Below are 21,269 nucleotides of genomic sequence, written 5' to 3'. Positions count from 1 at the left end.
ACATCGCCGGCGCTGACACACGCCGGCGCGTCAGGGGAGGTACGCATGACTCTGTCCAACAAGCTCAGCGATCCGCGTCTGTTCCGTCAGTACGCCTACGTGGACGGCAAGTGGACCCACGGCGACGGCAACCGCGAGGAGGCCGTGTTCGACCCGGCCACCGGCGAGACGCTGGGCCACATCCCCTGGCTGGAGCCCCACCAGATCACCGCCAGCGTGGATGCCGCCGAGGCCGCCTTCGTGCATTGGCGCGCCCTGCGCGCCGACGAGCGCTGCGAGCGCCTGCTCGCCTGGTACGACCTGCTGCAGGCCAACCGCGAGGACCTCGCGCTGCTGATGACCCTCGAGCAGGGCAAGCCGCTGCCCGACGCTCGCGGCGAGGTGGAATACGGGGCCAGCTTCGTGCGCTGGTTCGCCGAGGAGGGCAAGCGCACCTTCGGCGAAACGATCCCCAGCCACATTCCCAATGCGGCGCTCGGCACACTCAAGGAGCCGGTGGGCATCGCCGCGTTGATCACGCCCTGGAACTTCCCGTTGGCGATGATCACCCGCAAGGCTGCCGCCGCCATGGCCGCCGGCTGCACGGTGATCGTCAAGCCCGCCGGCGAGACTCCGTTCTCGGCGCTGGCGCTGGCCGAACTGGCCGAGCGGGCCGGCATCCCGGCCGGGGTGTTCAACGTGGTGCTGGGCGACCCGCCCGAGGTGTCGCGGACCCTGTGCTTTGATGATCGCGTCAAGGCGCTCTCCTTCACCGGGTCCACCCGGGTCGGCCGGCTGCTGCTGGAGCAGAGCGCCAACACCGTGAAGCGCGTCTCGCTGGAGCTGGGCGGCAACGCGCCCTTCATCGTCGGGCCGGACATGGACCCCAGGGAGGCGGCCTTCGCCGCGGTGGCGGCCAAGTTCCAGACCGCCGGGCAGGACTGCCTGGCCGCGGACCGCATCCTGGTCCACGAGTCGATCCATGACGAGTTCGTCGAGCACTTCGCCGAGCGCATGGCGGCGCTGACCGTGGGTAACGGCCTGGAGAGCGAGATCGACCTGGGCCCGCTGATCCACCGCCAGGCGGTGGAGAAGGCCGCGGCCATCGTCGACGACGCCATCTCCAAGGGCGCGACCCTGGTGGCCGGCGACCAGAGTCAGGCGCCGGGGGAGAACTTCTTCATGCCGGTGCTGCTCACGGGCGTGACCCACGACATGAAGATCTGGCATGAGGAGAGCTTTGCGCCGGTGGCCGGGATCACCGCCTACGCGGACGACGACCAGGTCATCGAGATGGCCAACGACACCGAGTACGGGCTGGCGGCTTACCTCTACACCCACGACATTCGCCGCATCTGGAAGATCCTGAGGGCCCTGGAGTTCGGCATGGTGTCGGTGAACTCGGTGAAGATGACCGGCCCCCCGGTGCCCTTCGGCGGCGTCAAGCACTCCGGCCTCGGCCGCGAGGGCGGCGTCACGGGCATCGACGAATACCTGGAAACCAAGTATTACTGCCTCGGCGCGCTGGGCTCCGTGTCGGGGAGCTAGCGGCGCAGAGAGCGACGCCAGGGAACCTGGCATCGCCCGTACCGAATCGACGAACCTCCTCCCCGCCGCGGCGGGGAGCCTTGATGAGCAAAGAGAGAACGAGATGAGCCAGCAGCACCAGGACCTGATCGAGCGCGATCGCAAGGTGACCTTCCACGCCTCCACCCACCTGCGCGACTTCGCCCATGGCGATGCGCCGGGCCGGGTGATCACCGGCGGCCAGGGCATCCACATCGTCGACAAGGATGGCCGCGAGTTCATCGACGGCTTCGCCGGCCTGTACTGCGTCAACATCGGCTACGGCCGCACCGAGGTGGCCGAGGCCATCTATCGCCAGGCCCTCGAGCTCTCCTACTATCACACCTACGTGGGGCACTCCAACGAGCCGCAGATCGCGCTCTCCGAGAAGATTCTCGAGCTCGCCGGCCCCGGCATGTCCAAGGTCTACTACGGCATGTCGGGCTCCGATGCCAACGAGACTCAGCTGAAGATCGTGCGCTACTACAACAACGTGCGTGGCCTGCCGCAGAAGAAGAAGGTGATCTCGCGGATGCGCGGCTACCACGGTTCCGGCATCGCCTCGGGCTCGCTGACCGGTCTCAAGGCGTTCCACGATCACTTCGACCTGCCCATCGACACCATCCGCCACACCGAGGCGCCGTTCTACTATCAGCGGGCCGCGGAGCTCGAGGGCATGACCGAGCGCGAGTTCTCGAAGCACTGCGCGACCAGGCTCGAGGAGATGATCCTCGCCGAGGGCCCGGACACCGTGGCCGCCTTCATCGGCGAGCCGGTGCTCGGCACCGGCGGCATCGTGCCGCCGCCGGAAGGCTACTGGAGCGAGATCCAGGCGGTGCTTTCCAAGTACGACGTGCTGCTGATCGCCGACGAGGTGGTCTGCGGCTTCGGGCGCATCGGCACCGACTTCGGCAGCCACCACTACGGCATCAAGCCCGATCTCATTACCATCGCCAAGGGCCTGACCAGCGCCTACCAGCCGCTCTCCGGGGTGATCGTCGGCGATCGCGTGTGGAAGGTGCTGGAAGCCGGCACCGGCGAGTACGGCCCGATCGGTCACGGCTGGACCTACTCGGGCCACGCCCTGGGCTGCGCCGCGGGCCTGGCCAACCTCGAGATCATCGAGCGCGAGGGGCTGACCCGCAACGCCGCCGAGACCGGCGCCTACCTCCAGCAGCGGATGCAGGCCGCCTTCGGCGACCATCCCATTGTCGGCAACGTGCGCGGCGTGGGCATGCTGGCGGCGCTGGAGTTCTCCGCCAACCCCGAGCAGCGCGAGCACTTCGACCCGGCGCTCAAGGTCGGTCCGCGCATCGCCGCCGCGGCGCTCGAGGAGAACCTGATCGCCCGCGCCATGCCCCAGGGCGACATCCTGGGCTTCGCGCCGCCGCTGACCACCACCCGCGAGGAGGTCGACGAGATCGTCGCCCGGGCCCGTCGTGCCGTGGATGCGGTGCTCGACGAGCTGGTCCGCGAGGGCGCCGTCAGGGGCGTGGCCGACACGGTCGCCTGACGGCTCATCCGCCGCCGGCCCCGTCAGGGGCCGGCACCCCTTACCATCGCCGCGGGTTCGCCCGCGGCGATGTCGTTGTCATGGAGGAGAGGATGGCGCATCACGGTGTCACCCTGGAGGGACTCTATCAGGCGCGTCGGCGCATCGCCGGCGAGGTCGTGCGTACGCCGCTGGTGCGTTCGGCGGCGCTCTCGGCGCGCTTCGACGCCGAGATCCTGCTCAAGCTCGAGACCCGCCAGCCCACGGGGGCCTTCAAGCTGCGCGGCGCCACCAACATGATCGCCGCGCTGATCGAGCGCCACGGCCGCGAGGCCCTGGCGGCCGGCGTGGTGACCGCCTCGACCGGCAACCACGGCCGGGCGGTGGCCTACGCCGCCGCGCGCCAGGGCGTGCCGGCGGTGATCTGCCTGTCGTGCCTGGTGCCGCCCAACAAGGTCGCCGCCATCGAGGCGCTGGGGGCCGAGGTCAGGCGCATAGGGGCCAGCCAGGACGAGGCTTTCGAGGAGGTCGAGCGGCTGGTGCACGAGCGGGGCATGACCCTGATCCCGCCCTTCGACGATCCCCTGGTCGCGGCGGGGCAGGGCACCATCGGCCTGGAGCTGATGGAGGATGCACCGGATCTCGATCACGTCATCGTCGGGCTCTCCGGCGGTGGCCTGCTGGGCGGCATCGGCGCCGCGGTGAAGGCGATCCGGCCCGAATGCCAAATGACCGGGGTGAGCCTGTCGCGGGGCGCGGCCATGTGGGCAAGCCTGAAGGCCGGCCACCCCGTGGCCGTCGAGGAGGTCGAGAGCCTGGGCGATTCGCTGGGCGGCGGCATCGGGGCGAATCGCTGCACCCTGGCGCTGGTGCGCGAGGTGATGGACCACCATGTCCAGGTCTCGGAGCGCGCCATCGCCCGGGCCATGGTGGCGCTCCTCGAGCACGAGAAGGTGCTGGTGGAGGGTGCCGCCGCGGTGGGGCTCGCGGCCCTCGAGGAGCACGCCCTCGAGCACCCGGCCCTCGACGTGCGGGGCCAGCGCGTGGCGCTGATCCTCTCCGGCAACGCGGTGTCGCTCGAGACCCTTGACCGGGCACGGGCCCTGGCGGGACGCTGAGCCCTCAGCTTTTCTTGGAGTGAGCCCTCAGCTTTTCTTGGAGTGAGCCCACAGCTTTTCTTGGAGTGAGCCCTCAGCTTTTCCTGGAGTGAGCCCTCAGCTTTTCCTGGAGTGAGTCGTCAGTTTTTTTCATGGAGATTGCCATGCAGCTCTATCAGCGCGAGGCCATCGAAGCCGCTGTCGGCATCGAACAGGCGGCGCTTGGTGCCGTGGAGGCGGGATTCGCGGCGCTGGGTCGCGGCGAGGTGGTGCAGCCGCCGATCCTCTCCATGGCCATCGAGGAGGCCAACGGCGAGGTCGACGTCAAGACCGCCCATATCCGCGGCGCCGAACGCTTCGCCATCAAGGTCAGCCCCGGCTTCTTCGACAACCCGCGGCTGGGACTGCCGAGCCTCAACGGCCTGATGATGGTGTTCTCCGCCCGCACCGGGCAGGTGGAGGCGGTGCTCTTCGACGAGGGCTACCTCACCCGGGTGCGCACGGCGCTGGCCGGCGCCATCGCGGCGAAGCACCTGTCGCGGCCGGACAGCCGCCGGGTCGCGGTGCTCGGCGCCGGCGAGCAGGCCGAGCAGCAGGTCCAGGCGCTGCGCCTGGTACGCGACATCGACACCCTCGACGTCTGGGCGCGTCGCCGCGAGGGGGCCGAGGCCTACGCCGAGCGCATGCGGGGCAGGGGGCTTTCGGTCAACGTGCATGACGCGGTGGCGGGGGCCTGCGCCGCGGCGGATATCATCGTCACTGCCACGCCCTCGCGCACGCCGCTGCTCCACGCCCGGGACCTGCCCGACGGGGTGCACGTGACCGCCATGGGGTCGGACAGCCCGGAGAAGCGCGAGCTTGATGCCTCGGTGCTGACCCGCGCCGACGCCTTCGTCTGCGACACCCGCGCCCAGAGCGAGGGCAATGGCGAGCTCAAGGCCTTCGCGGGCGGCGAGGTGCCCTTCAAGGTCCATGAGCTGGGTCGGGTCATCGCCGAGGGGCAGCGCCTGCGCCTGTCGGAGGCGACCCTCACGGTGTGCGATCTTACCGGCACCGGCGTGCAGGATACCGCCATCGCGGGCTTCGCCCTGTCGCGGCTCACGGCCGGCTGAGCCCGCCCGCGCCGACTTGTCGCGGCGGGTCTCCTGGCGCACGCTGGGAGCGTTCACCGATGGAAGGAGCAAGGAGATGGCAACGATACTGGCCTTCGACGTCTACGGGACCCTGATCGACACCCACGGCGTGGTCGCCGAGCTCGAGCAGCGTCTCGCCGGGCAGGACCGCTCGGAGCTGGCGCCCGAGTTCTCGCGCCGCTGGCGCGACAAGCAGCTGGAGTACAGCTTCCGCCGCGGCCTGATGGGGGCCTACGTCGACTTCGCCCGCTGCACCCGTGAGGCGCTGGAGTTCACCGACCGCGCCCTGCAGACGCGTTTCTCGGAGACCGACAAGGAGCACCTGATGGGCGTCTACGCGCGGCTGCCGGCCTTCCCGGAAGCCTCGGCGGCGCTGGATCGCCTCGTCGCGGCGGGGATGAGCTGCGTGGCCTTCTCCAACGGCAGCCGCGAGGCGGTCGAGGGGCTGCTGGAGCAGGCCGGGATCCGTGACCGCTTCGATGACGTGGTCAGCGTCGACGAGGTCAAGCGCTTCAAGCCCGACCCGGCGGTCTACGCCCACCTGCGCTATCGGCTGGAGAGCGAGCCCGGCGATACCTGGCTGATCTCCAGCAACGCCTTCGACGTGATCGGTGCGCGCCACGCCGGCCTGCATGCCGCCTGGGTGCGGCGCAGCCCGGATGCGCCCTTCGATCCCTGGGGGATCGATCCGGACCTCACGGTGGCCGACCTCGACGCCCTGGCCGAGCGGCTGGGCTGAGCGGCTGGGCTGAGCGGCAAGACTCGCGCCGGCAAGCCCTGAGCAGGTACGCCCGACACGACGACGCCCTGGCCGGTCGATCCGGCCAGGGCGTCGTCGTGTCGGGCAGCAGCCGGTTTCAGCCTTTCCAGGCGTACCCGGCGAAGGCCTCGTCGATCTCCGGATGGTTGACGTGGTTGGCGTAGTTGGAGAGCGTCTTGACGGCCAGCGCCAGGACGATCTGCAGCACATGCTGCTCCTCGAAGCCCGCCGCCAGGAAGGCCTCGACGTCCGCCTCGCCGGGCATGCCCCGCGTCTCGAACATCACCTTGGTGAAAGTGCTCAGTGCCGCGAGGCGCTGGTCGGGGATCGGCCGGTCGTTGCGGATCGCGTCCACCACGTCCGCCGGCACCTGGGACATCTTCTCGGCCAGCATGCTGTGGGCGGACATGCAGTAGCCGCAGCCGTTGAGCCGGCTGATGGTCAGGAAGACCACCTCCTGCTCGGGCGGCGCGAAACCGGAGTCCTCACGGAACAGCGCATAGCCGTGCAGGTAGGTGTCCAGCACGCCGGGCGCCTTGGCCATGCCTGCGTACATGTTGGGCACGAAGCCCAGCGTCTCCTTGGCCTGCTCGAGCAGCGGCTTCGCCTTGGCGTCGGCGGTCTCGAGGGTCTGGGGAGGGAGCTGCATCTGATAGCTGGCTGACATGGGTTATGCCTCCTGTCGTCATGAGTGTTGCGTGTCGCGCCATTTTTGTATCGGTCGTTCCATAAATGACAAATTATTAGGGGGATATCAGCGTCTCAGGCCGTCGAGCAGCAGCTCCACCGCCTGGCGGGTCTGCTCGCCGTCCGCCCCGCTCTTCAGCAGGGTCCTGAGTCCGGCCATGCCCATCGTCAGGTAGCCGGCCAGGGCGCCGGGATCTCGCTCCGGGGCGATGTCGCCCTCGGCCTGGGCGCGCACCACGGCGCGGTGAAATAGCGCCGTGATGGCGGCCATGCTGCGATGGGCATGCTGTGACGGCGCATCGCCGCGCTGGCCGAGCTCGCTGGCCGAGTTGAAGATCAGGCAGCCCATGGCGGCGCGTTCGCTGCCGGCCTCGCCGGCCGTCTCGCGAAACAGGCCCTCCAGGAAGGTCATGGCCGAGGGCGCCGCCGCGAGCCGACGTTCGAGCCGGCCGATCAGCGATTCGCGATAGCGCCGCAGGGCCTCGAGGAACAGCTGTTCCTTGTTGCCGAAGGCCTGATAGAGGCTGCTGCGCGAGAGGCGCATGGCCTCCAGCAGGTCGCGGGTCGAGGCGCTGTCGTAGCCTCGTGCCCAGAAGACCTGCATGGCGGCGCTCGCGGCCTCGTCGGGGCTGAAGGCGATGGGGCGTCCTCGTGTCATGCCGAGCACTTTAGGATCGTTCGTTCCATAAATCAAGGTGCGCCGGATTGCCTGGCGATGGCTATCACTGTAAGGACCGCGTGGCAGCGACGACAGAGTGCCCATATCCACCCACGCGATGGCCGCACAGGAGAATCCGAGCATGATGGAGCAGCATTCGCCGAGACGTTTCTGGCTGGGCGGCCAGCGGGCCGCGGAACAGGACCGCTTTTTCCGCGAGGCCCTGGAGCCCCTGGGGTGGCAGGTCGGGGACGAGCACGACTGGGACGCCGGCTGGATCACCGGCATGCCGGAGGCCGGGCAGTTTCGGCGTGTCTCGCCGACGCGCACCCTGAATCACTTCCCGGGCAATGCGGCGCTCACCGTCAAGAGTCGCCTGCACGAGAGCCTCTCCGCCCTGCGTGAGCGCATGCATGAGAGCCATGGGCCCGAGCATGAACTCGCCCGGCGGCTGGCGTTCTTTCCCCGCGCCTATGTGATGCCCGACGACTACCACGCGCTGCAGCAGGCCGCCCGGGATCGTCCCGAGCAGCGCTGGATCCTCAAGCCCACCAACGCCTCCAAGGGCAAGGGCATCCGGCTGCTTAAGGATGTTGCCGAGGCGCCCCTCGCCCGGGACTGGCTGGTGCAGGAGTACCTGGCCAACCCCCACACCATCCGCGGTCACAAGTACGTGCTGCGCCTCTATGTGCTGATCAGCTCGCTGGCGCCGCTGCGTGTCTATCTCTACCGCCAGGGCTTCGCCAAGCTGGCCTCGGAGCCCTGGGATCCCGACGATGCCGACAACCCCTTCAGCCAGCTGACCAATCCGGACATCAACGCCCTGAACGACCGCGCCGAGGTGCCGGTGGAGTTCATCGACCTCGATCGCTACCGCCGGTGGCTCAAGGATCAGGGGCACGACGACGATGCCCTCTTCGCTCGCATCAAGGACCTGGTTGCGCTGACCGTGATCTCCGCCGTGGACGCCATGCGCGCTCGCACGGCCGAGGCCGGCGCCGACCCGCGCGGCTGCTACGAGCTGCTGGGGCTCGACTGCCTGGTGGATGACACCCTCACGCCGTGGATCCTCGAGTGCAACTTGAGCCCCTCGCTCGGCATCTGCGCCGCCCCGGAGTCGGGCGGGCGCGTCGAGGAGGCCGTCAAGGGCGGGCTGGTCCGCGACCTGGTGACGCTCATCGATATTCCCGGACAGGCCTCGACCGAGACGGCGAGCGAGGAGGCGGACCAGGCGCCGGGGTCGGCCGCGGCGCTGCTCGCCGAGGCAGAGGCGGAGCGGGCGCGCGCCGGCGACTTCGCGGCGCTGCTGCCGGCCGCCGAGCCGGAGCGCTACCTGCCATATTTCACGCTGCCGAGCCTGGCCGACCGGCGGCTGGCCGAGGGGCTCGCCGGGCGGCCGCTGCCGGCCCCGCGTCTTGCGCGCCGCCACGTCTCGGAGATCCTCGACGAGGAGCGCCTCGCCCTCTACGACAGGCGTCGCGGCGATCTCTACCGGCCCAACGACACGGCGGCGCTGATCTGGCTGCTGGCGACCGAGGGGCTCGATCTCGATGCCATCGTCGAGGCGCTGGCCCTCGCCACGGACGGGGGGGAAGAAGGGAGACCGGACGCGTGCGGTACCGATCACGAGAGTCTGCGCCGGGAGGTCTGGCTCACCCTGCACGACTGGTGCCGTGCCGGCCTGCTCTGCCAGCGGGGTGAGCGAGTCGCCACGGGCGCGATCGAGCCGGGTGCCGGGCCGGCTCCCGAGGCCACTTCTGCGGCGTGCGAGGCGCCTGCCGCCCGGCGCCTCTTCGCGCTGCGTCTGGCGGGGCAGGAGTGGGCGCTGTCGGTGGCAAGTGCTCCGGCCATCGCGAGGCTCGCGAGCGGGTTCGGGGAGCGGCTGACACCGCTCGCCGACGAGGCGGTGAGTCGACTCCCGCGGCTTCGGGTGCTGCGCGAGGCGGCGGGCTACGCCCTGGCCGACGCCGATCGGCTGCTGGCCTCGCGGCTGACGCTGGCGCAGCTGGCTCCCGCGCTGACCGCCCACCTGCTGCGCCGGGTCGCGAGTCCCGACCGCCCTGTGATCGACGCGCCCCTGCTGATTCTGCCCGACGGCGCCGGGGTGCTCTGCCTGCTCCCCGAGGGCGAGCCACGCCGCCGCCTGCTCGCGCGACTGCGCGAGGCCGGCGGCGGCCGGTTGACCCGCGGCGTGCGCCTGGATCTCGCGGACCCGACGCGGGCCGAACGGTTGGATCTCCCCCTGGCGGACGCCGCCGACGAGCCGGCGAGCGCGCCGCCCGCCTCGAGGATCCCGGACGGCGTGACCCTGCGCGGCGTGCTGCTGCCGGGCGGCGAGCACGTCCAGGAGTCCCTGGCCCCGGTCGCCATGCTGGAGGCCCTGGGCGCCCTGCTGCCGCACTGCCTGGCCGGGGAAGGGCGGGTGTTGGAGGGTCACGGCGTGACGGCCCTCGGCGACTGGCTCTCCACCCTGGCCCTGAGCGCCATTCCGTCAGACAGCGAGAGCGAGACAGAAGAGACGGAGACAGAAACAGGGAGCGAGGCGCCGTCGTCCGGGTCGCTGGCCGCCTGGCTGGCCACCCACATCGCCCCCGAGGCCCAGGTCGCGCGCCCCGCGGCGGCGGGCCAGTAGCGGGGCACGAGCATACGGCGCTGCCGCGGCAGCGCCGGTGACGCGGTCGGCCCGCCGGGCCGGCTCACGGCATGATCACACGCAGGGCGTGTCGAGCATGCCATTCGAGAGCGTACGTCGAGCGCCTGTATCGAAGGCTCGTTGTGAGAGCCGGTAGTAAGAGCTCGCGCCGACGGGACGTGTCGAGAATGCCAATCGAGGAGGTCATGAACATGACACTGCACGACGAGAAACGTCGCAACCTGCTGGGCCGGCTCGGCCGCCAGCTCGGCTACACGGCACCGGCACTGCTGCTGGTGGCGAGCGGAGCGGCCTTCCAGGCCGTGGCCAGCGAACCGTCCGAGGAGCTGGGTTATTCCAGCGGCCAGGAGGCGCCCCTGATGCTGGCCGAGGCGCATGCCGAGGCCGAAGGAGAGGCCAAGGGTGAAGCCGAAGGCGAAGCAGAAGCTGAAGCCGAGGCCGAGGCCGAGGGGTGATCTCGCCATCGCCCCTTCCCTGAGAGGCCGGGCCGTCGCCCCGGGTGATGGCCCCGGCTGCCTCCCCGCTTTCGGGCGGGCCCGACACGGACCCGACAGGACAGCCACCATGTCAACTCCCGCAACCTTGCCATCGCGAACCGCCTCGGGCCTCATCGAGGAGAACCGGCTGGCGCTTGCCCAGCTGAATAGCCTGGTCGACGACCTGGCCCCCGAGGCCTATCGCCGGGTCTTCGGCGTCCATGGACGTCACACCCTCGGCAAGCACGTTCGCCATATCATCGACCACTACGAGGCGCTGATCGACGGACTCGAGGCGGGCGCAGAGACCCTCGACTACGAGCCGCGTCGTCGCGACCCGGCCCTCGAAACCTGGCCCGACGAGGCCGCCCGGCGCCTGGCCGCCCTCGAGGCGTGGCTCTCGTCGCTGACGGGCCAGTCGTCGCCCGAGCGCCTGACCCTGCGCCATGGCCAGGACGCCGGCGCGCCGGACCCTGATCGCGTCGCGGACGACGAGGCGCGCCTCGCCCTGCCATCCAGCCTGGCCCGCGAACTGGCTTTCCTGGCCAGCCACACCGTTCATCACATGGCGATCATCGGCCTGTTGGCCGAGCAGATCGGCATCGCCCTGCCGGCATCGTTCGGGGTGCATCCCTCCACCCTGCGCCACTGGCAGCGGGAAGCGGCGTCCGAACGCGGCGCACCACTTCCTTCGTCTGCTGCCGCCTCGTTCTGACCGGGCGCGACGGCGACCGGGCGCCTCAGGGGCAGGCGGGCGGCGTGGGCGAGGCGGAGAAGGCCAGGTGGGTGAACCAGGCCGTGGCATCGACGCCGGCGTTGTCGCCGTCGCTCATCAGGGCCAGGCCATCGATGCGGGTCGCGCGCTCGCCGAAGAGGCGCCGGTAGTCCGCGCCGACGTCGCGCACCTCCGCCACCCATTCGCCGACCCGGGCGTCGCCGCTCTGCAGCGCCAGCAGCCGGGCGCGGGAGGTGAAGGCGTTGGGCCAGGCGCTGCCCGCCGGCTGGCTCGAGGCCCAGACGTAGTTCACCGACTCCACCTGCCAGGGCAACAGCCCCGTCTTGCGGGCCACGTAGACCCTGGCCGGGTAGTCGTCCCCCGACTTCTTCGTCTCGTCGAGCCCCTCGTGCACCCCCGAGACCCGCCAGCACCACTGCAGGTAGGGCGTCTCGCCAAGGTCGATCTCGCGCTCCAGGTATTTCGCCGAGGCCCGCTGGCGGGCGCGGGCCTGGAGCGCCCGCGTGCCGTCCAGGTCGACGACCCGGTACTCGGTCTCGCCCGCGAAGACACGCGTCGACCAGCCCCGAATCTCGTTGGGCGAGAAGTGCAGATCATCGGCCGCAAAGGCCTGTCCGGCAGTGGGAAAGACCGGGCCGGCCCCGAGCAGGATCGGTCCGGCCGCGAGCGCGGCCAGCATCAGCCGACGGGCAGAAAGGGGGAATCGAGTCATCAGGCGGGTCACTCCAGGGATCGATGGGGCCGTGCTCGGTCGATGCTCCCGGGCCATCCTTACGCCGTCGGCGTCAGGCGGGCGGAGCGGGGGCATGTGGCCATGCTACTCGCTACCGGGCGCGGACCGAAGTCGGCCTCGAATGGCACTCACGAGAGGGTGCGCTAAGGGGGCGGCGGGCCGGCAGGATGCCTTGCCAGGGCCCCGGACGTTGGCCACGCTGAGCGGGCAAACACGGAACAAGCACACGGGAACAGGAGGTATCTATGAACAGAGCGGTGATCGGGGCGGCCCTGGGCCTGCTCCTCGCCACGGCGCCGGTCGCGCAGGCGGAGTCGCACGGCATCATGCATCTCGATTCGGGAGACGAGTTCGCGCGCGTCGATCAGCGGCTGCGCGAGGCGATCGAGGAGAAGGGGTTGACCCTGATGAGCGTCGTCGACCACGCGGCCAACGCCCGGCGGGTGGAGCGCTCGCTGCCGGCGACCCGGACCTTCATCTTCGGCAACCCGGCGGTGGGTACGCCGATGATGCAGTGCCAGGGCAGCGTGGCGCTGGACCTGCCGCAAAAGATGGTGGTGAGGGAGACCGATCAGGGCGTCCGGCTGGAGTGGAACTCCCCCCACTACCTGGCCGAGCGCCACGCCCTGGAGGGTTGCGACCTGCCCCTGGAGAAGATCGCCGGCGTGCTCGAGGGCCTGGCGGACGCCGCCGCGGGCCGCTGACTCATGCCGACGGTTCGTCGTCGTCCTCGGTGCCGAAGTGCCGGCCGACGCCGTGGAGCAGCGTGAACTGCCGGTCGCACTCCCGGCAGGCGCTGCACATGGCGAGGTGCAGCCGCAGCGAGAGCTTTTCCTGGAAGCTGAGGGGACGGTCCTGGCGCAGCGACATCAGGCGAGTCGCCTCCTTGCACATCATCATGAGGCGTCTCCCTCTAGCCAGCCCTGCTCGATGCAGGCGCGCAGCCTCAAGCGGGCGCGATGCAACATGACCCAGCAGTTGTTCTCCTTGATGCCGAGCTCCCGGCAGATCTCCTCGGTGGAGAGTCCCATCAGCTCGCGCAGGGAGAAGATCCGTGCGGCGCTGTCCGGCAGGGCGATCATGCAGGCGTCGAAGACCTGCCAGAAGCGTTCGTTCTCGAAGGCGGCCTCGGGCTCTCCCCAGCTCTGCGGACGGGCCTCCTGCTGCCAGCGGCCGTTCTGCTGGAACTGCCGGTCGATCGCCTCGTCGTCGTTCTCGTCCGCCAGCGGCTGCCAGCGGCCCTGGCGCTTCTGGGCGCGCATGGCATCCAGGATCTTGTACTTGAGGATGCCGAAGACCCAGGTCTCGTAGCCGGAGCGTCCGGCGAAGCTGTCGTTCTTCTCGATGGCAGACATCATGGCCTCCTGAACGGCATCCTCTGCCTGGCTTCGATCACGCAAGTGCATGAGGGCGAAGGAGACCAGGCGCGGCCTCACCGCCGTGAGCCGCTCCAGCCTGTGTGCTTTTTCGTCCATCGATGAGCCCCTGTTCCCTCGGTCGTTGTTGTCATCGCTGCGGGAAAAGTCTAGCAGCTTAGATTAGCTGGCGGGTATGGACTCCCCGCTGGGTCGCGGCCCGCCGGCGTTCCTTACAGGGCACGCGCCCGACGGCGAGGCCTCACTTTCTATCAACCAGACGCTCATCGAGACCGTCATCGGGACGATCATCGAGCCGACGGTCGAAAAAGCAGACGCCGAGCGAGTCGCCGAGGCGGGCGAGCCGTCCGAGGTCCTCCGGCCGGTCGACGTCCCAGAGGCGCGCCGGGCAGGCTAGTCGCCAGCCCATCTCCTCGGCGCGCTCGCGGGTCTGGGCCATGACGCGATCCGTGCCCCAGTCGATGGCGCTGAACAGGCGCTGGTCGGCACGCCTTGTGCCGACCAGCGCGTAGCCGCCATCCTCGACCGGCACGAAGACGCCGTCGGCATCGCTCAGCGCCGCCCGGCAGCGCTGCAGCAGCGCCGGGGTCAGCGCCGGACAGTCGCTGCCGATCAAAAGCCCCGGCGCGTCCATGGCCGCGAGGGCGTGGAACATGCGCGCGCCGAGATCGCCCTCGGGCTGGGCGCGCAGCGCGATGCCGTGGCGGTCGGCCAGCTCCCGGAACAGCGGGTGATCGTGCTGAAGTGCCGTCCACAGGGTGATGCGCTGCGGCGAGGTCGCCGCCAGGGCGGTGGCGAGGGCGTGTCGCAGCAGCCGCTCGTGAAGCCGGCAGGCGCCCCCGGCGCCGAGCGCCGGGATCAGCCGCGTCTTGGCGCGACCGGGAATCGGCGCCTTGGCCAGTATCGCCAGGGGGACGTCGTCGAGGGCGTCAGCGCACATGGCGATACGCCCGGGCCAGGTCGTCCGGGGAGGCGCCGCGCCAGTAGCGCCAGCGCAGCCGCCACATCAGCAGGATGGTGCGCCAGGCCCCACCTTGTTCCCAGCGCCGCCCCGAGGTCGTCACCCGCTCGCGCAGGCAGGCCGGCGTTGAGATCCGCTTGAGCCGTCGCGACATCTCGATGTCCTCCATCAGCGGCTGATCGGGAAAGCCGCCCGCGGCGGCGAAGGCCTCGCGCGTCATGAACAGGCCCTGGTCGCCGGTGGCGATGCCCGTCCAGCGCGAGCGTCGGTTCATGGCGAAGGCGATGACGGGCAGCAGCGGATGCCGCCCCGTCAGCCGCACGTCGAAGCGCCCCCAGACGCGCCCGTGCGCCAGCGCCGCGGCGATCGCGCGCTCGGCCCCCGGCGGCAGGCGGGTATCGGCATGCAGGAACAAGAGCTGCCGGCCGCGGGCCTCGCCGGCCCCGACATTCATCTGCCGGGCGCGGCCGGGCTCGCTGATCATCACCCGCGAGGCCAGCGGGCGAGCCCGGGCAAGCGTCGCGTCGCGGCTGCCGCCGTCGACGACCAGGATCTCCGCGCCGCCGGCGCGCAGGGGCGCGAGGCGGGTGAGCTGCGCCTCGATGATGGCCGCCTCATTGAGGGTCGGAACGATGATGCTGAGCCGCGGCCTCGCCGGCATGCCGTCTCTCCTGGTGGTCGCTATGGCGCTGTCGCCGCGCCTGAGTCGTCACGGCCGCCGCCAGATTACATCCTAGCGCGAGCGTAAGGTCGAAAGGCACCGCGCGACAGAAAGGGGAGGCCGCCCGCGTCCCGGCGGTGACGGCATTCACTGCGCGCCGGCATCCGCCGCGCAGGGAGGTGATCCATGTCCCGGTGGCGTCTTACCCTGATGATCCTGCTCGCCGCATGGCTGCTGCTGCCCTTGCCACAGCCCCTTCCACAGCCCCTGCCCGAGGCGTGGGCGGCGCTGCCCACCGTCGAGGCGCCCCGTGTGCCCCTGGCGTACTCCCTGCAGGCGTTCCGTCGGGCGGTGCGCTCCGGCGGCCCCGGCAAGGACGGCATCCCCTCCATCGATCGGCCCCGCTTTCACTCGGTGGCGGCGGCCGATGCGCTGCTCGCTGCGAACGACCGGATCATCGGCCTCTATCTGGATGGCGAGGCCCGCGCCTATCCGCAGGGCATCCTGGTGTGGCACGAGATCGTCAACGACACCCTGGACGGCCGGCCCGTGAGCATCACCTACTGCCCGCTGACCGGCAGCGCCCTGGGCTTTCATCGCGGCGACGCCGAGCTGGGCGTCTCCGGGCGGCTGGTGAACAGCAACCTGATCATGTACGACCGCCTCACCGGAAGCGAGGTGCCGCAGATGCTCGGCGTGGCCATCGACGGCCCGCTGGCGGGACAGGGGCTCGATGAGTTGAGGGTCATCTGGACCACCTGGGGCGCCTGGAAGGCGCGCCACCCGGACACCCGCGTGCTCAGCCGCGAGACCGGCCACGTGCGCAACTATCGACGCGACCCCTACGGCAGCTACGCCCCCCTGCGCGGCTATTACCGCCCGCAGAGCAGCAGGCTCTTCCCGGTCATGGCGGAGAGCCGACGGCTGCCACCCAAGGCCAGCGTGCTGGGGTTTCGCACTCGCCAGGGCGCGGCCGCCGTGACCCGCGAGGCGCTGCGCCGTGAGGCGGTGATCGAGCTTGCGGTCGGCGACAGCCACTACACGGTGATCCGCGATGCCGGTCTCTCGACCGGCTGGGTCTTTCACAATCCCCGGCGGGTCGCGATCCGCGTCGATGAGCTGACCTTCGGCCCGGCGGGAGTCAGCGGCGGCGGCACCGAGGCGCTCGAGCCGATCAATGCCTTCGAGGCCATGTGGTTCGCCTGGGCGGCCTTCTATCCCGAGACCCTGCTCTACGGGGCGCCGGAGGATGCACCATGACCGCGCTCGCCGCCCTGCGCGACGCGCTGGTCGGGCGCCCCTGGGACGCGGCGCTCGTCGGCGGTGTCGGGCTCGTCTATACCGGGCTCTACCTGTGGGTGATCGGCGATCTCGGCCCCGGCGGTGGCGGGGGGCTCGCCGCGAGCTTTCCCGCCTGGGAGCGGGTCTGGCAGACGCGCGGCCCCCTCTATTTCGAGCCGGTGGGGCTGATCGAGGCGGGCGCCTGGATCTGGACCTTCAGTCCGCTCAATACCCTGCTGGGCCTGGGGCTAGGGCTGCTGCTGGGCGCCAACCTGGTGCTGGGCTGGCGGGTGCGCCATGCCGCGAGCCACTGCGCCTGGCGCGCGCCCGGCGGCTCCCTGCTGGCCGCGCTGCCGGCCCTGCTGGCGGGCGGCGCCTGCTGCGCGCCGATGCTGCTGATCTGGCTCGGGCTGCCGCTGGCCGGTGCCCTGATCCCGGTGCTCCCCTGGCTGCTGCCGCTGGCGGCGCTGCTGCTGCTGGCGAGTCTCGGCATTCTGGCCAGGCGGCTGGCCGCCTCCACCTCATGAACGACGGGAGGACGACCGGGATGTCGACCATGCTCGATCGATGCGGCCACGGCCTCGGGGGCTGGCTCTCCTGCCCGAGGCCCTGGCATTGCCCCCAGCAGCCCGTCGAGGAGGACATCCAGGCGTGTCTCAAGCCCGGTGACGTGCTGCTGGTCGAGGGCTCCTCGCGGATCAGCACGGTGATCAAGTACCTGACACAGTCGACCTGGTCGCATGCCGCCCTCTACGTGGGCGAGAGCGGCTGTCCCGGCGCGGCGGCGCTCGGCGCGACGGCGTTCGGTGCCGCGGTGCCCATCCGGGGCGGCGGCTTCGTCGAGGCGGACCTGTCGGAGGGGGTGCGCGTGGTGGGTTTCGAGGAGTTCGACGGCTATGCGCTGCGCATCTGTCGCCCGGTGGGGCTGGGCCCGGCGGAGATCGACCGGCTGATCGCCTTCGTCTGCGCCCGCGTGGGGCACCGCTACGACATGCGCAACATCCTGGATCTGGCCCGCTATCTCCTGCCACTGCCGCCGGTGCCGACGCCCTGGCGGCGGCGCATGCTGGGGCTCGGCAGCGGTGATCCGACCCGCGCCATCTGCTCGACCCTGATCGCCGAGGCCTTCCAGTCGGTGCGCTACCCGATCCTGCCGATCCCGGTGGCGGGCCGTTCGCGGGTGTTTCGGCGTCGCCACCATAGCCTCTTCACCCCGCGGGACTTCGATCTCTCCCCCTGGTTCGAGGTCGTCAAGCCGCGGCTGGTCGGCGGCTTCGATCCCCACGCCCTGGCGTGGCAGGATCAATCGGAACGCGATACGGCCCAGCACGATACGCTCCAGGACGACGCGATTCAGGAGGAGAGCTCGATCACCCGCCCGCCGGCCGCCTCGGCGTCCTCGCGGTCGTGAGTCACCAGCAGGCTGGGCAGGCCGGCCTCGCGCAGGCGCTCGAACACCAGCCGGCGCATCTCCTGGCGCAGGTGGGTGTCGAGCTTGGAGAAGGGCTCGTCGAGCAGCACCGCGCAGGGTGCCGAGAGCAGCAGGCGCATCAGCGCGACGCGCGCCTTCTGTCCGCCGGAGAGCGTGGCCGGGTCGCGCTCGCCGAAGCCGGCAAGCCCGATGTGCGCGAGGGCCTGCTCGACCCGGGCGGCCTTGTCGGCGCCGGCCCTGGGCATGCCGAAGCGCAGGTTGCCGGCGACCGACAGGTGGGGAAAGAGCAGCGGGTCCTGGAACAGCAGGCCGATGCCGCGTCGCTCGGCGGGCAGGGCGGTGATATCGCGGTCGTCCAGCAGCACCCGGCCGCTGGCCTGGAACGCCGGGGCCAGGAAGCCGGCCGGGTAGGCGAGCAGGGTCGACTTGCCCGAGCCGGAGGGGCCCATCACGGTAAGCACCTCGCCCGGGGCGATCTCGGTGTCGAGCGCGACCAGCGTCTTGTCGCCCAGGCGGATCCGGACGTCGCGAAGTTCGAGTCGATGGGGCGTGGTCATGGGGCTCCCTGCATGCCGCGGCGGTTGGACCATAGCAACTTCGGCAGGCCGATGGCGATCACGAAGCCCACCAGGGGCAGGCAGGCCTGGACCAGCGCCCAGACCCCGATCACCCGGCGGTTGCCGCCGGCGGCCAGCGAGACCGCCTCGGTGGTGACGGTGGTCACCCGCCCCGCGCCCAGCAGCTGGGTGGGCAGGTACTGGCCGATGCTCACCGCCAGGCCCACCGCACAGGCGGTGAGCAGGGGAGCCAGCAGCATCGGCAGGCGGACCCGCCAGAAGACGGCGTTGCGCGAGGCGCCGAGCGTCAGGGCCAGCTGGGTCCAGCGCGGGTCGATCCGCCGATAAGCCTCCGAGAGCGAGAGGAAGACGTAGGGCAGCACGAACAGCAGGTGGCCGAAGATGATCAGGCCGTGGGTCGGCCGGGTACCGAGCTGCTCCATCACCACCACCAGGCCGAACAGGAAGGCGATCTGCGGCACGATCAGCGGCAGGTAGAGCAGCCACAGCGCCTTCGAGGCGGTGCGCCCGGTGCGCTGCTCGTTCTCCAGGGCCGCCAGTACCAGTACCGCGGCGAGCAGGGTCGAACAGAGTGCGATCAGCGCCGTCGAGGCGAGCGGCCCGCCGAGGGAGGGCAGCGCCTGAGCCCAGTGATCCAGCGTCACGCTCTGGGGCAGGGCATCGGGAAACCGCCAGAACCCCGCCACGGAGTAGATCGCCAGGCCGCCGATGCCGGTGAAGGCGATGCCCGTGGCGAGCAGGATCGGGAGCTTGCCGGCGAGGTGCAGACTCGTCTCGCCGCGGCGCCTCCCGCCGCGGGCGATCCAGCCGGCCATCAGCCGGGCCGCGAGCCGCTCCAGCCCCCACCAGGCCAGCAGCGCCGTAGCGGTGACGCCGAGCTGCAGGATCGCGCCGGCCGAAGCCAGGAAGCGCTGGTCGAGGTCGGGGTCGCTGAACCAGGTGAGGATCGAGACGGCGAGCGTCGGCGGCAGGGTGGGGCCCAGGATCATCGCCACGTCCACCACCGAGGAGGCATAGGCGATGACCGCGAACACCGGCAGGCGGATCAGCGGATAGAGGGCCGGCGCCACGACCTTGAGCCAGGCAATAGCGGGTCGATAGCCCAGCGAGCGCGCCATGGCCACCCGACGCTCGGCGTCGAGCTGGGGCAGCGCCGCCAGGCTCATCAGCAGCAGGAAGGGCACCTCCTTGATGACGAGCCCTGCTATCAGCGAGAGCCCCCAGGGATCCTGGACGATCAGCAGGTCCGGCGGGCGCTCCCAGCCGGTCAGCGCCGGCGACGTCAGCCGCGCGAGCAGCCCCGAGGGGGCGATCAGGAAGGCCAGCCCGAAGGCCGCGGCGGCGTGGGGAATGGAGAGCAGCGGTGAGACCAGCCGCCGGATCCAGCGATCCAGCCGGCTGCCCGTCGCCGCGGCCAGGTAGAGCAGCACCACCGCGAGCGAGATGGCGGTGGCGACCAGCCCGCTGGCCAGGCTGATGGCGACCGAGCGCCCGATGCCCGGCTGGGCGGCCAGCGCCCGCCAGGGGGCCAGCGAGAAGGCCTCGCCGCCGAGCGCCGGCAGGTAGCCGAAGGCCGGCAGCAGGGCCATGGCGAGGCCCGCCAGGATCGGCGCGACCAGCAGGGTGACGATCAGCACGGGGGCGAGGCGCAGCATCATCGGGCCGGCCCCGCCTCGCCCGTGCCCGGGGCGCTGGCGCTTGTCATCATTGGCCGATGTAGCGGGCCTGCCAGGCATCCTGCAGCGCCGTCATCCAGCTGGGGTGCGGTTCGGGCAGCGTCTGCTCGAGGGCGCCCGGTGGCAGCATCGCCGGATTCTGTTGGTCCAGGTCGAACAGCGCCCGGGTGTCGTCGTCGAGGCGGGCCACGTCGAGCACGGTGCGATCGCCCCAGACCTCGAGATCCTGCTTGGTCGCCTGGGCCTCGGGGGAGAGCAGGTAGTTGGCGATGACCATGGCGCCGGCCTGGTGGGGCGAGTTGTAGGGGATGGCGACGAAGTGCACGTTACCGAGGGTGCCGCTTGCCGGCACGTAGCTGCGGGTGCTTGGGGGCAGCTCGTAGTCGGCCACCGCGGCGGCCGGCTCCGAGGGCGTGAAGGTGAAGGCCAGCGACAGCGTGCCGTCGCCCATCAGGCTGCGCATCTCGGGCCCACTGGCGGGAAACTGGCGGCCGCTGCGCCACAGGTGGGGGTGCAGGGCATCCAGATACTCCCACAGCGGGGCGGTGACGGCCGCGAAGTCGCTCTCCTCGACCGGGGCGTAGAGCGCCTCGCCCTGGTCGGTCAACTCGATCAGCGCCTGCTTGAGGAAGGTGCTGCCGGTGAAGTCGGGAATCCGCGGGTAGGTGAAGCGCCCCGGGTTGGCGCGGGCCCAGGCCAGCAGCGCCTCGATGTCCTGGGGCGGCGTCTCAAGCGCGTCGCTATCGTAGTAAAAGGTGATCTGAGCACGACCCCAGGGCGACTCGTAGCCCTCGGTGGGCAGGGTGAAGTCGGTGACCACCTCGGGATTGTGCGCGGGGCGGGTCAGGGCGAAGTTCGGCAGCGCCTCGGCGAAGGGGCCGAACAGCAGGTCATTTTCCTTCATGGCGGCGAAGTTCTCGCCGTTGATCCAGATCAGGTCGACGTTGCCGGCTTCATCGTTGCCGGCCTGCTTCTCCGCCAGCACCCGGGAGACCGCCTCGGCGGTATCGCCGACCTTGACGTGCTCGAGGGTGATGCCGAAGCGCTCGTCGACGCGCCCGGCCACCCAGTCGAGGTAGTCGTTGGTGCGCTGCTCCCCGGCCCAGGCGTACCAGTAGACCGTCTGACCGCGGGCCTCCTCGAGCACGGCCTGCCAGTCGGCCGGGTCGGGAGTGGCCGCAAGGCCCGGCGTCGACAGCAGCAGGGCCGGCAGCAGGGCGGTGAGCCGGGGGGCGAACCGGGGAGAGAGTGCGCGCATCTTGGGATTCCTCTTGGGAGTGTGGACAGGGGCGTGATCAAGGGGCGTGATCGAGGGAGAGCCGGGCGTTGCGGCG

22 protein-coding genes are annotated in these 21,269 nt (G+C 70.7%); 12 read left to right on the top strand and 10 right to left on the bottom strand.

The features are described 5' to 3' along the window. Positions 1-45 precede the first annotated feature (45 nt). From ABE957_RS15115 to ABE957_RS15095, 5 genes are all read left to right on the top strand, one after another. Positions 46-1,527: an NAD-dependent succinate-semialdehyde dehydrogenase gene (locus ABE957_RS15115; RefSeq protein ID WP_349759494.1), complete on the top strand. Its 1,482-nt coding sequence runs from the start codon at positions 46-48 to the stop codon at positions 1,525-1,527. A gap of 103 nt (positions 1,528-1,630) precedes the next feature. Next, the gene (locus tag ABE957_RS15110) at positions 1,631-3,058 is read left to right on the top strand and encodes an aspartate aminotransferase family protein (protein WP_349759493.1); all 1,428 of its coding nucleotides are present in this window, start codon (positions 1,631-1,633) and stop codon (positions 3,056-3,058) included. Between the two features lie 92 nt (positions 3,059-3,150). Beyond that, entirely contained in the window at positions 3,151-4,155 is a 1,005-nt protein-coding gene (eutB, locus tag ABE957_RS15105; protein ID WP_349759492.1) for a hydroxyectoine utilization dehydratase EutB, read from the top strand. Between the two features lie 143 nt (positions 4,156-4,298). Then, positions 4,299-5,246, top strand: a complete 948-nt coding sequence (locus tag ABE957_RS15100) for a cyclodeaminase (protein WP_349759491.1) — start codon at positions 4,299-4,301, stop codon at positions 5,244-5,246. A 76-nt stretch (positions 5,247-5,322) separates the two neighbouring features. Continuing rightward, a complete protein-coding gene (locus ABE957_RS15095) occupies positions 5,323-6,006 on the top strand; it encodes a haloacid dehalogenase type II (protein WP_349759489.1) in 684 nt (227 codons plus the stop codon). A gap of 118 nt (positions 6,007-6,124) precedes the next feature. On the opposite strand, the gene ABE957_RS15090 is transcribed toward ABE957_RS15095, so the two are convergent. Together ABE957_RS15090 and ABE957_RS15085 are read right to left on the bottom strand one after the other, a co-directional pair. Next, entirely contained in the window at positions 6,125-6,694 is a 570-nt protein-coding gene (locus ABE957_RS15090; protein WP_349759488.1) for a carboxymuconolactone decarboxylase family protein, read from the bottom strand. 87 nt (positions 6,695-6,781) lie between these two features. Continuing rightward, entirely contained in the window at positions 6,782-7,372 is a 591-nt protein-coding gene (locus ABE957_RS15085) for a TetR/AcrR family transcriptional regulator (RefSeq protein WP_349759487.1), read from the bottom strand. A 142-nt stretch (positions 7,373-7,514) separates the two neighbouring features. On the opposite strand from ABE957_RS15085, the gene ABE957_RS15080 reads away from it, so the two are divergent. From ABE957_RS15080 to ABE957_RS15070, 3 genes are all read left to right on the top strand, one after another. Next, complete coding sequence (locus tag ABE957_RS15080; RefSeq protein ID WP_349759486.1) at positions 7,515-10,004, top strand: hypothetical protein; 2,490 nt, start codon at positions 7,515-7,517, stop codon at positions 10,002-10,004. 212 nt (positions 10,005-10,216) lie between these two features. Next, positions 10,217-10,480 carry a hypothetical protein gene (locus tag ABE957_RS15075; RefSeq protein ID WP_349759485.1) on the top strand — a complete coding sequence of 88 codons (264 nt, stop codon included), beginning with the start codon at positions 10,217-10,219 and terminating at the stop codon, positions 10,478-10,480. A gap of 109 nt (positions 10,481-10,589) precedes the next feature. Then, entirely contained in the window at positions 10,590-11,216 is a 627-nt protein-coding gene (locus ABE957_RS15070; RefSeq protein ID WP_349759484.1) for a DinB family protein, read from the top strand. Between the two features lie 25 nt (positions 11,217-11,241). Here the strand turns inward: ABE957_RS15070 and ABE957_RS15065 are convergent, their stop codons facing one another. Next, positions 11,242-11,949 (bottom strand): DUF3047 domain-containing protein, encoded by a 708-nt coding sequence (locus tag ABE957_RS15065; RefSeq protein WP_349759483.1) that lies wholly within the window; start codon positions 11,947-11,949, stop codon positions 11,242-11,244. 266 nt (positions 11,950-12,215) lie between these two features. Between ABE957_RS15065 and ABE957_RS15060 the strand changes: the two genes are divergently transcribed. Beyond that, complete coding sequence (locus ABE957_RS15060; RefSeq protein WP_349759482.1) at positions 12,216-12,674, top strand: DUF302 domain-containing protein; 459 nt, start codon at positions 12,216-12,218, stop codon at positions 12,672-12,674. Position 12,675: 1 nt separating this feature from the next. Here ABE957_RS15060 and ABE957_RS15055 read toward each other — a convergent pair whose 3' ends face one another. The 4 genes from ABE957_RS15055 to ABE957_RS15040 all read right to left on the bottom strand — a co-directional run bounded on the left by ABE957_RS15055 (position 12,676) and on the right by ABE957_RS15040 (position 14,968). Beyond that, positions 12,676-12,870: a zf-HC2 domain-containing protein gene (locus ABE957_RS15055; protein ID WP_349759481.1), complete on the bottom strand. Its 195-nt coding sequence runs from the start codon at positions 12,868-12,870 to the stop codon at positions 12,676-12,678. Next, positions 12,867-13,445, bottom strand: a complete 579-nt coding sequence (locus ABE957_RS15050) for a sigma-70 family RNA polymerase sigma factor (RefSeq protein WP_349759480.1) — start codon at positions 13,443-13,445, stop codon at positions 12,867-12,869. The genes ABE957_RS15055 and ABE957_RS15050 overlap by 4 nt, the downstream gene beginning before the upstream one ends. A 142-nt stretch (positions 13,446-13,587) precedes the next feature. Next, on the bottom strand, positions 13,588-14,286 hold the full coding sequence (locus ABE957_RS15045) for a TIGR04282 family arsenosugar biosynthesis glycosyltransferase (protein WP_349759479.1): 699 nt from the start codon (positions 14,284-14,286) through the stop codon (positions 13,588-13,590). Continuing rightward, positions 14,276-14,968, bottom strand: a complete 693-nt coding sequence (locus ABE957_RS15040; protein ID WP_349759478.1) for a TIGR04283 family arsenosugar biosynthesis glycosyltransferase — start codon at positions 14,966-14,968, stop codon at positions 14,276-14,278. Before ABE957_RS15040 ends, ABE957_RS15045 begins: the two co-directional genes overlap by 11 nt. A gap of 186 nt (positions 14,969-15,154) precedes the next feature. Here ABE957_RS15040 and ABE957_RS15035 point away from each other — a divergent pair, with 186 nt between their 5' ends. From ABE957_RS15035 to ABE957_RS15025, 3 genes are read left to right on the top strand one after another with little or no spacing between them, the layout of a single operon-like run. Continuing rightward, a complete protein-coding gene (locus ABE957_RS15035; RefSeq protein WP_349759477.1) occupies positions 15,155-16,228 on the top strand; it encodes a DUF3179 domain-containing protein in 1,074 nt (357 codons plus the stop codon). Next, positions 16,225-16,776 carry a hypothetical protein gene (locus ABE957_RS15030; protein WP_349759476.1) on the top strand — a complete coding sequence of 184 codons (552 nt, stop codon included), beginning with the start codon at positions 16,225-16,227 and terminating at the stop codon, positions 16,774-16,776. Before ABE957_RS15035 ends, ABE957_RS15030 begins: the two co-directional genes overlap by 4 nt. 29 nt (positions 16,777-16,805) lie before the next feature. Then, a complete protein-coding gene (locus tag ABE957_RS15025) occupies positions 16,806-17,660 on the top strand; it encodes a C40 family peptidase (RefSeq protein WP_349759475.1) in 855 nt (284 codons plus the stop codon). Here the strand turns inward: ABE957_RS15025 and ABE957_RS15020 are convergent. The 3 genes from ABE957_RS15020 to ABE957_RS15010 are packed head-to-tail and all read right to left on the bottom strand — an operon-like array spanning position 17,603 to position 21,193. Beyond that, the gene (locus tag ABE957_RS15020) at positions 17,603-18,238 is read right to left on the bottom strand and encodes an ATP-binding cassette domain-containing protein (protein ID WP_349759474.1); all 636 of its coding nucleotides are present in this window, start codon (positions 18,236-18,238) and stop codon (positions 17,603-17,605) included. The two genes, ABE957_RS15025 and ABE957_RS15020, sit on opposite strands and share 58 nt — an antisense overlap. Further along, positions 18,235-19,914 (bottom strand): ABC transporter permease, encoded by a 1,680-nt coding sequence (locus ABE957_RS15015; RefSeq protein WP_349759516.1) that lies wholly within the window; start codon positions 19,912-19,914, stop codon positions 18,235-18,237. The genes ABE957_RS15020 and ABE957_RS15015 overlap by 4 nt, the downstream gene beginning before the upstream one ends. A 49-nt stretch (positions 19,915-19,963) precedes the next feature. Beyond that, the gene (locus tag ABE957_RS15010; RefSeq protein WP_349759473.1) at positions 19,964-21,193 is read right to left on the bottom strand and encodes an ABC transporter substrate-binding protein; all 1,230 of its coding nucleotides are present in this window, start codon (positions 21,191-21,193) and stop codon (positions 19,964-19,966) included. Positions 21,194-21,269: the final 76 nt, after the last annotated feature.

The organism is Halomonas pelophila (assembly GCF_040196315.1).
Lineage (GTDB): Bacteria > Pseudomonadota > Gammaproteobacteria > Pseudomonadales > Halomonadaceae > Halomonas > Halomonas pelophila.
Note: the sequence above shows the minus strand (reverse complement) of the source record. Positions and strands in the feature narration are given on the sequence as shown.

What these genes read in the sequence shown, in the direction of transcription:
- ABE957_RS15115 (WP_349759494.1), top strand. Translation starts at nt 46, where the DNA reads ATGACTCTGTCCAACAAGCTCAGCGATCCGCGTCTGTTCCGTCAGTAC.
- ABE957_RS15110 (WP_349759493.1), top strand. Translation starts at nt 1,631, where the DNA reads ATGAGCCAGCAGCACCAGGACCTGATCGAGCGCGATCGCAAGGTGACC.
- eutB (WP_349759492.1), top strand. Translation starts at nt 3,151, where the DNA reads ATGGCGCATCACGGTGTCACCCTGGAGGGACTCTATCAGGCGCGTCGG.
- ABE957_RS15100 (WP_349759491.1), top strand. Translation starts at nt 4,299, where the DNA reads ATGCAGCTCTATCAGCGCGAGGCCATCGAAGCCGCTGTCGGCATCGAA.
- ABE957_RS15095 (WP_349759489.1), top strand. Translation starts at nt 5,323, where the DNA reads ATGGCAACGATACTGGCCTTCGACGTCTACGGGACCCTGATCGACACC.
- ABE957_RS15090 (WP_349759488.1), bottom strand. Translation starts at nt 6,694, where the DNA reads ATGTCAGCCAGCTATCAGATGCAGCTCCCTCCCCAGACCCTCGAGACC.
- ABE957_RS15085 (WP_349759487.1), bottom strand. Translation starts at nt 7,372, where the DNA reads ATGACACGAGGACGCCCCATCGCCTTCAGCCCCGACGAGGCCGCGAGC.
- ABE957_RS15080 (WP_349759486.1), top strand. Translation starts at nt 7,515, where the DNA reads ATGATGGAGCAGCATTCGCCGAGACGTTTCTGGCTGGGCGGCCAGCGG.
- ABE957_RS15075 (WP_349759485.1), top strand. Translation starts at nt 10,217, where the DNA reads ATGACACTGCACGACGAGAAACGTCGCAACCTGCTGGGCCGGCTCGGC.
- ABE957_RS15070 (WP_349759484.1), top strand. Translation starts at nt 10,590, where the DNA reads ATGTCAACTCCCGCAACCTTGCCATCGCGAACCGCCTCGGGCCTCATC.
- ABE957_RS15065 (WP_349759483.1), bottom strand. Translation starts at nt 11,949, where the DNA reads ATGACTCGATTCCCCCTTTCTGCCCGTCGGCTGATGCTGGCCGCGCTC.
- ABE957_RS15060 (WP_349759482.1), top strand. Translation starts at nt 12,216, where the DNA reads ATGAACAGAGCGGTGATCGGGGCGGCCCTGGGCCTGCTCCTCGCCACG.
- ABE957_RS15055 (WP_349759481.1), bottom strand. Translation starts at nt 12,870, where the DNA reads ATGATGATGTGCAAGGAGGCGACTCGCCTGATGTCGCTGCGCCAGGAC.
- ABE957_RS15050 (WP_349759480.1), bottom strand. Translation starts at nt 13,445, where the DNA reads ATGGACGAAAAAGCACACAGGCTGGAGCGGCTCACGGCGGTGAGGCCG.
- ABE957_RS15045 (WP_349759479.1), bottom strand. Translation starts at nt 14,286, where the DNA reads ATGTGCGCTGACGCCCTCGACGACGTCCCCCTGGCGATACTGGCCAAG.
- ABE957_RS15040 (WP_349759478.1), bottom strand. Translation starts at nt 14,968, where the DNA reads ATGCCGGCGAGGCCGCGGCTCAGCATCATCGTTCCGACCCTCAATGAG.
- ABE957_RS15035 (WP_349759477.1), top strand. Translation starts at nt 15,155, where the DNA reads ATGTCCCGGTGGCGTCTTACCCTGATGATCCTGCTCGCCGCATGGCTG.
- ABE957_RS15030 (WP_349759476.1), top strand. Translation starts at nt 16,225, where the DNA reads ATGACCGCGCTCGCCGCCCTGCGCGACGCGCTGGTCGGGCGCCCCTGG.
- ABE957_RS15025 (WP_349759475.1), top strand. Translation starts at nt 16,806, where the DNA reads ATGCTCGATCGATGCGGCCACGGCCTCGGGGGCTGGCTCTCCTGCCCG.
- ABE957_RS15020 (WP_349759474.1), bottom strand. Translation starts at nt 18,238, where the DNA reads ATGACCACGCCCCATCGACTCGAACTTCGCGACGTCCGGATCCGCCTG.
- ABE957_RS15015 (WP_349759516.1), bottom strand. Translation starts at nt 19,914, where the DNA reads ATGCTGCGCCTCGCCCCCGTGCTGATCGTCACCCTGCTGGTCGCGCCG.
- ABE957_RS15010 (WP_349759473.1), bottom strand. Translation starts at nt 21,193, where the DNA reads ATGCGCGCACTCTCTCCCCGGTTCGCCCCCCGGCTCACCGCCCTGCTG.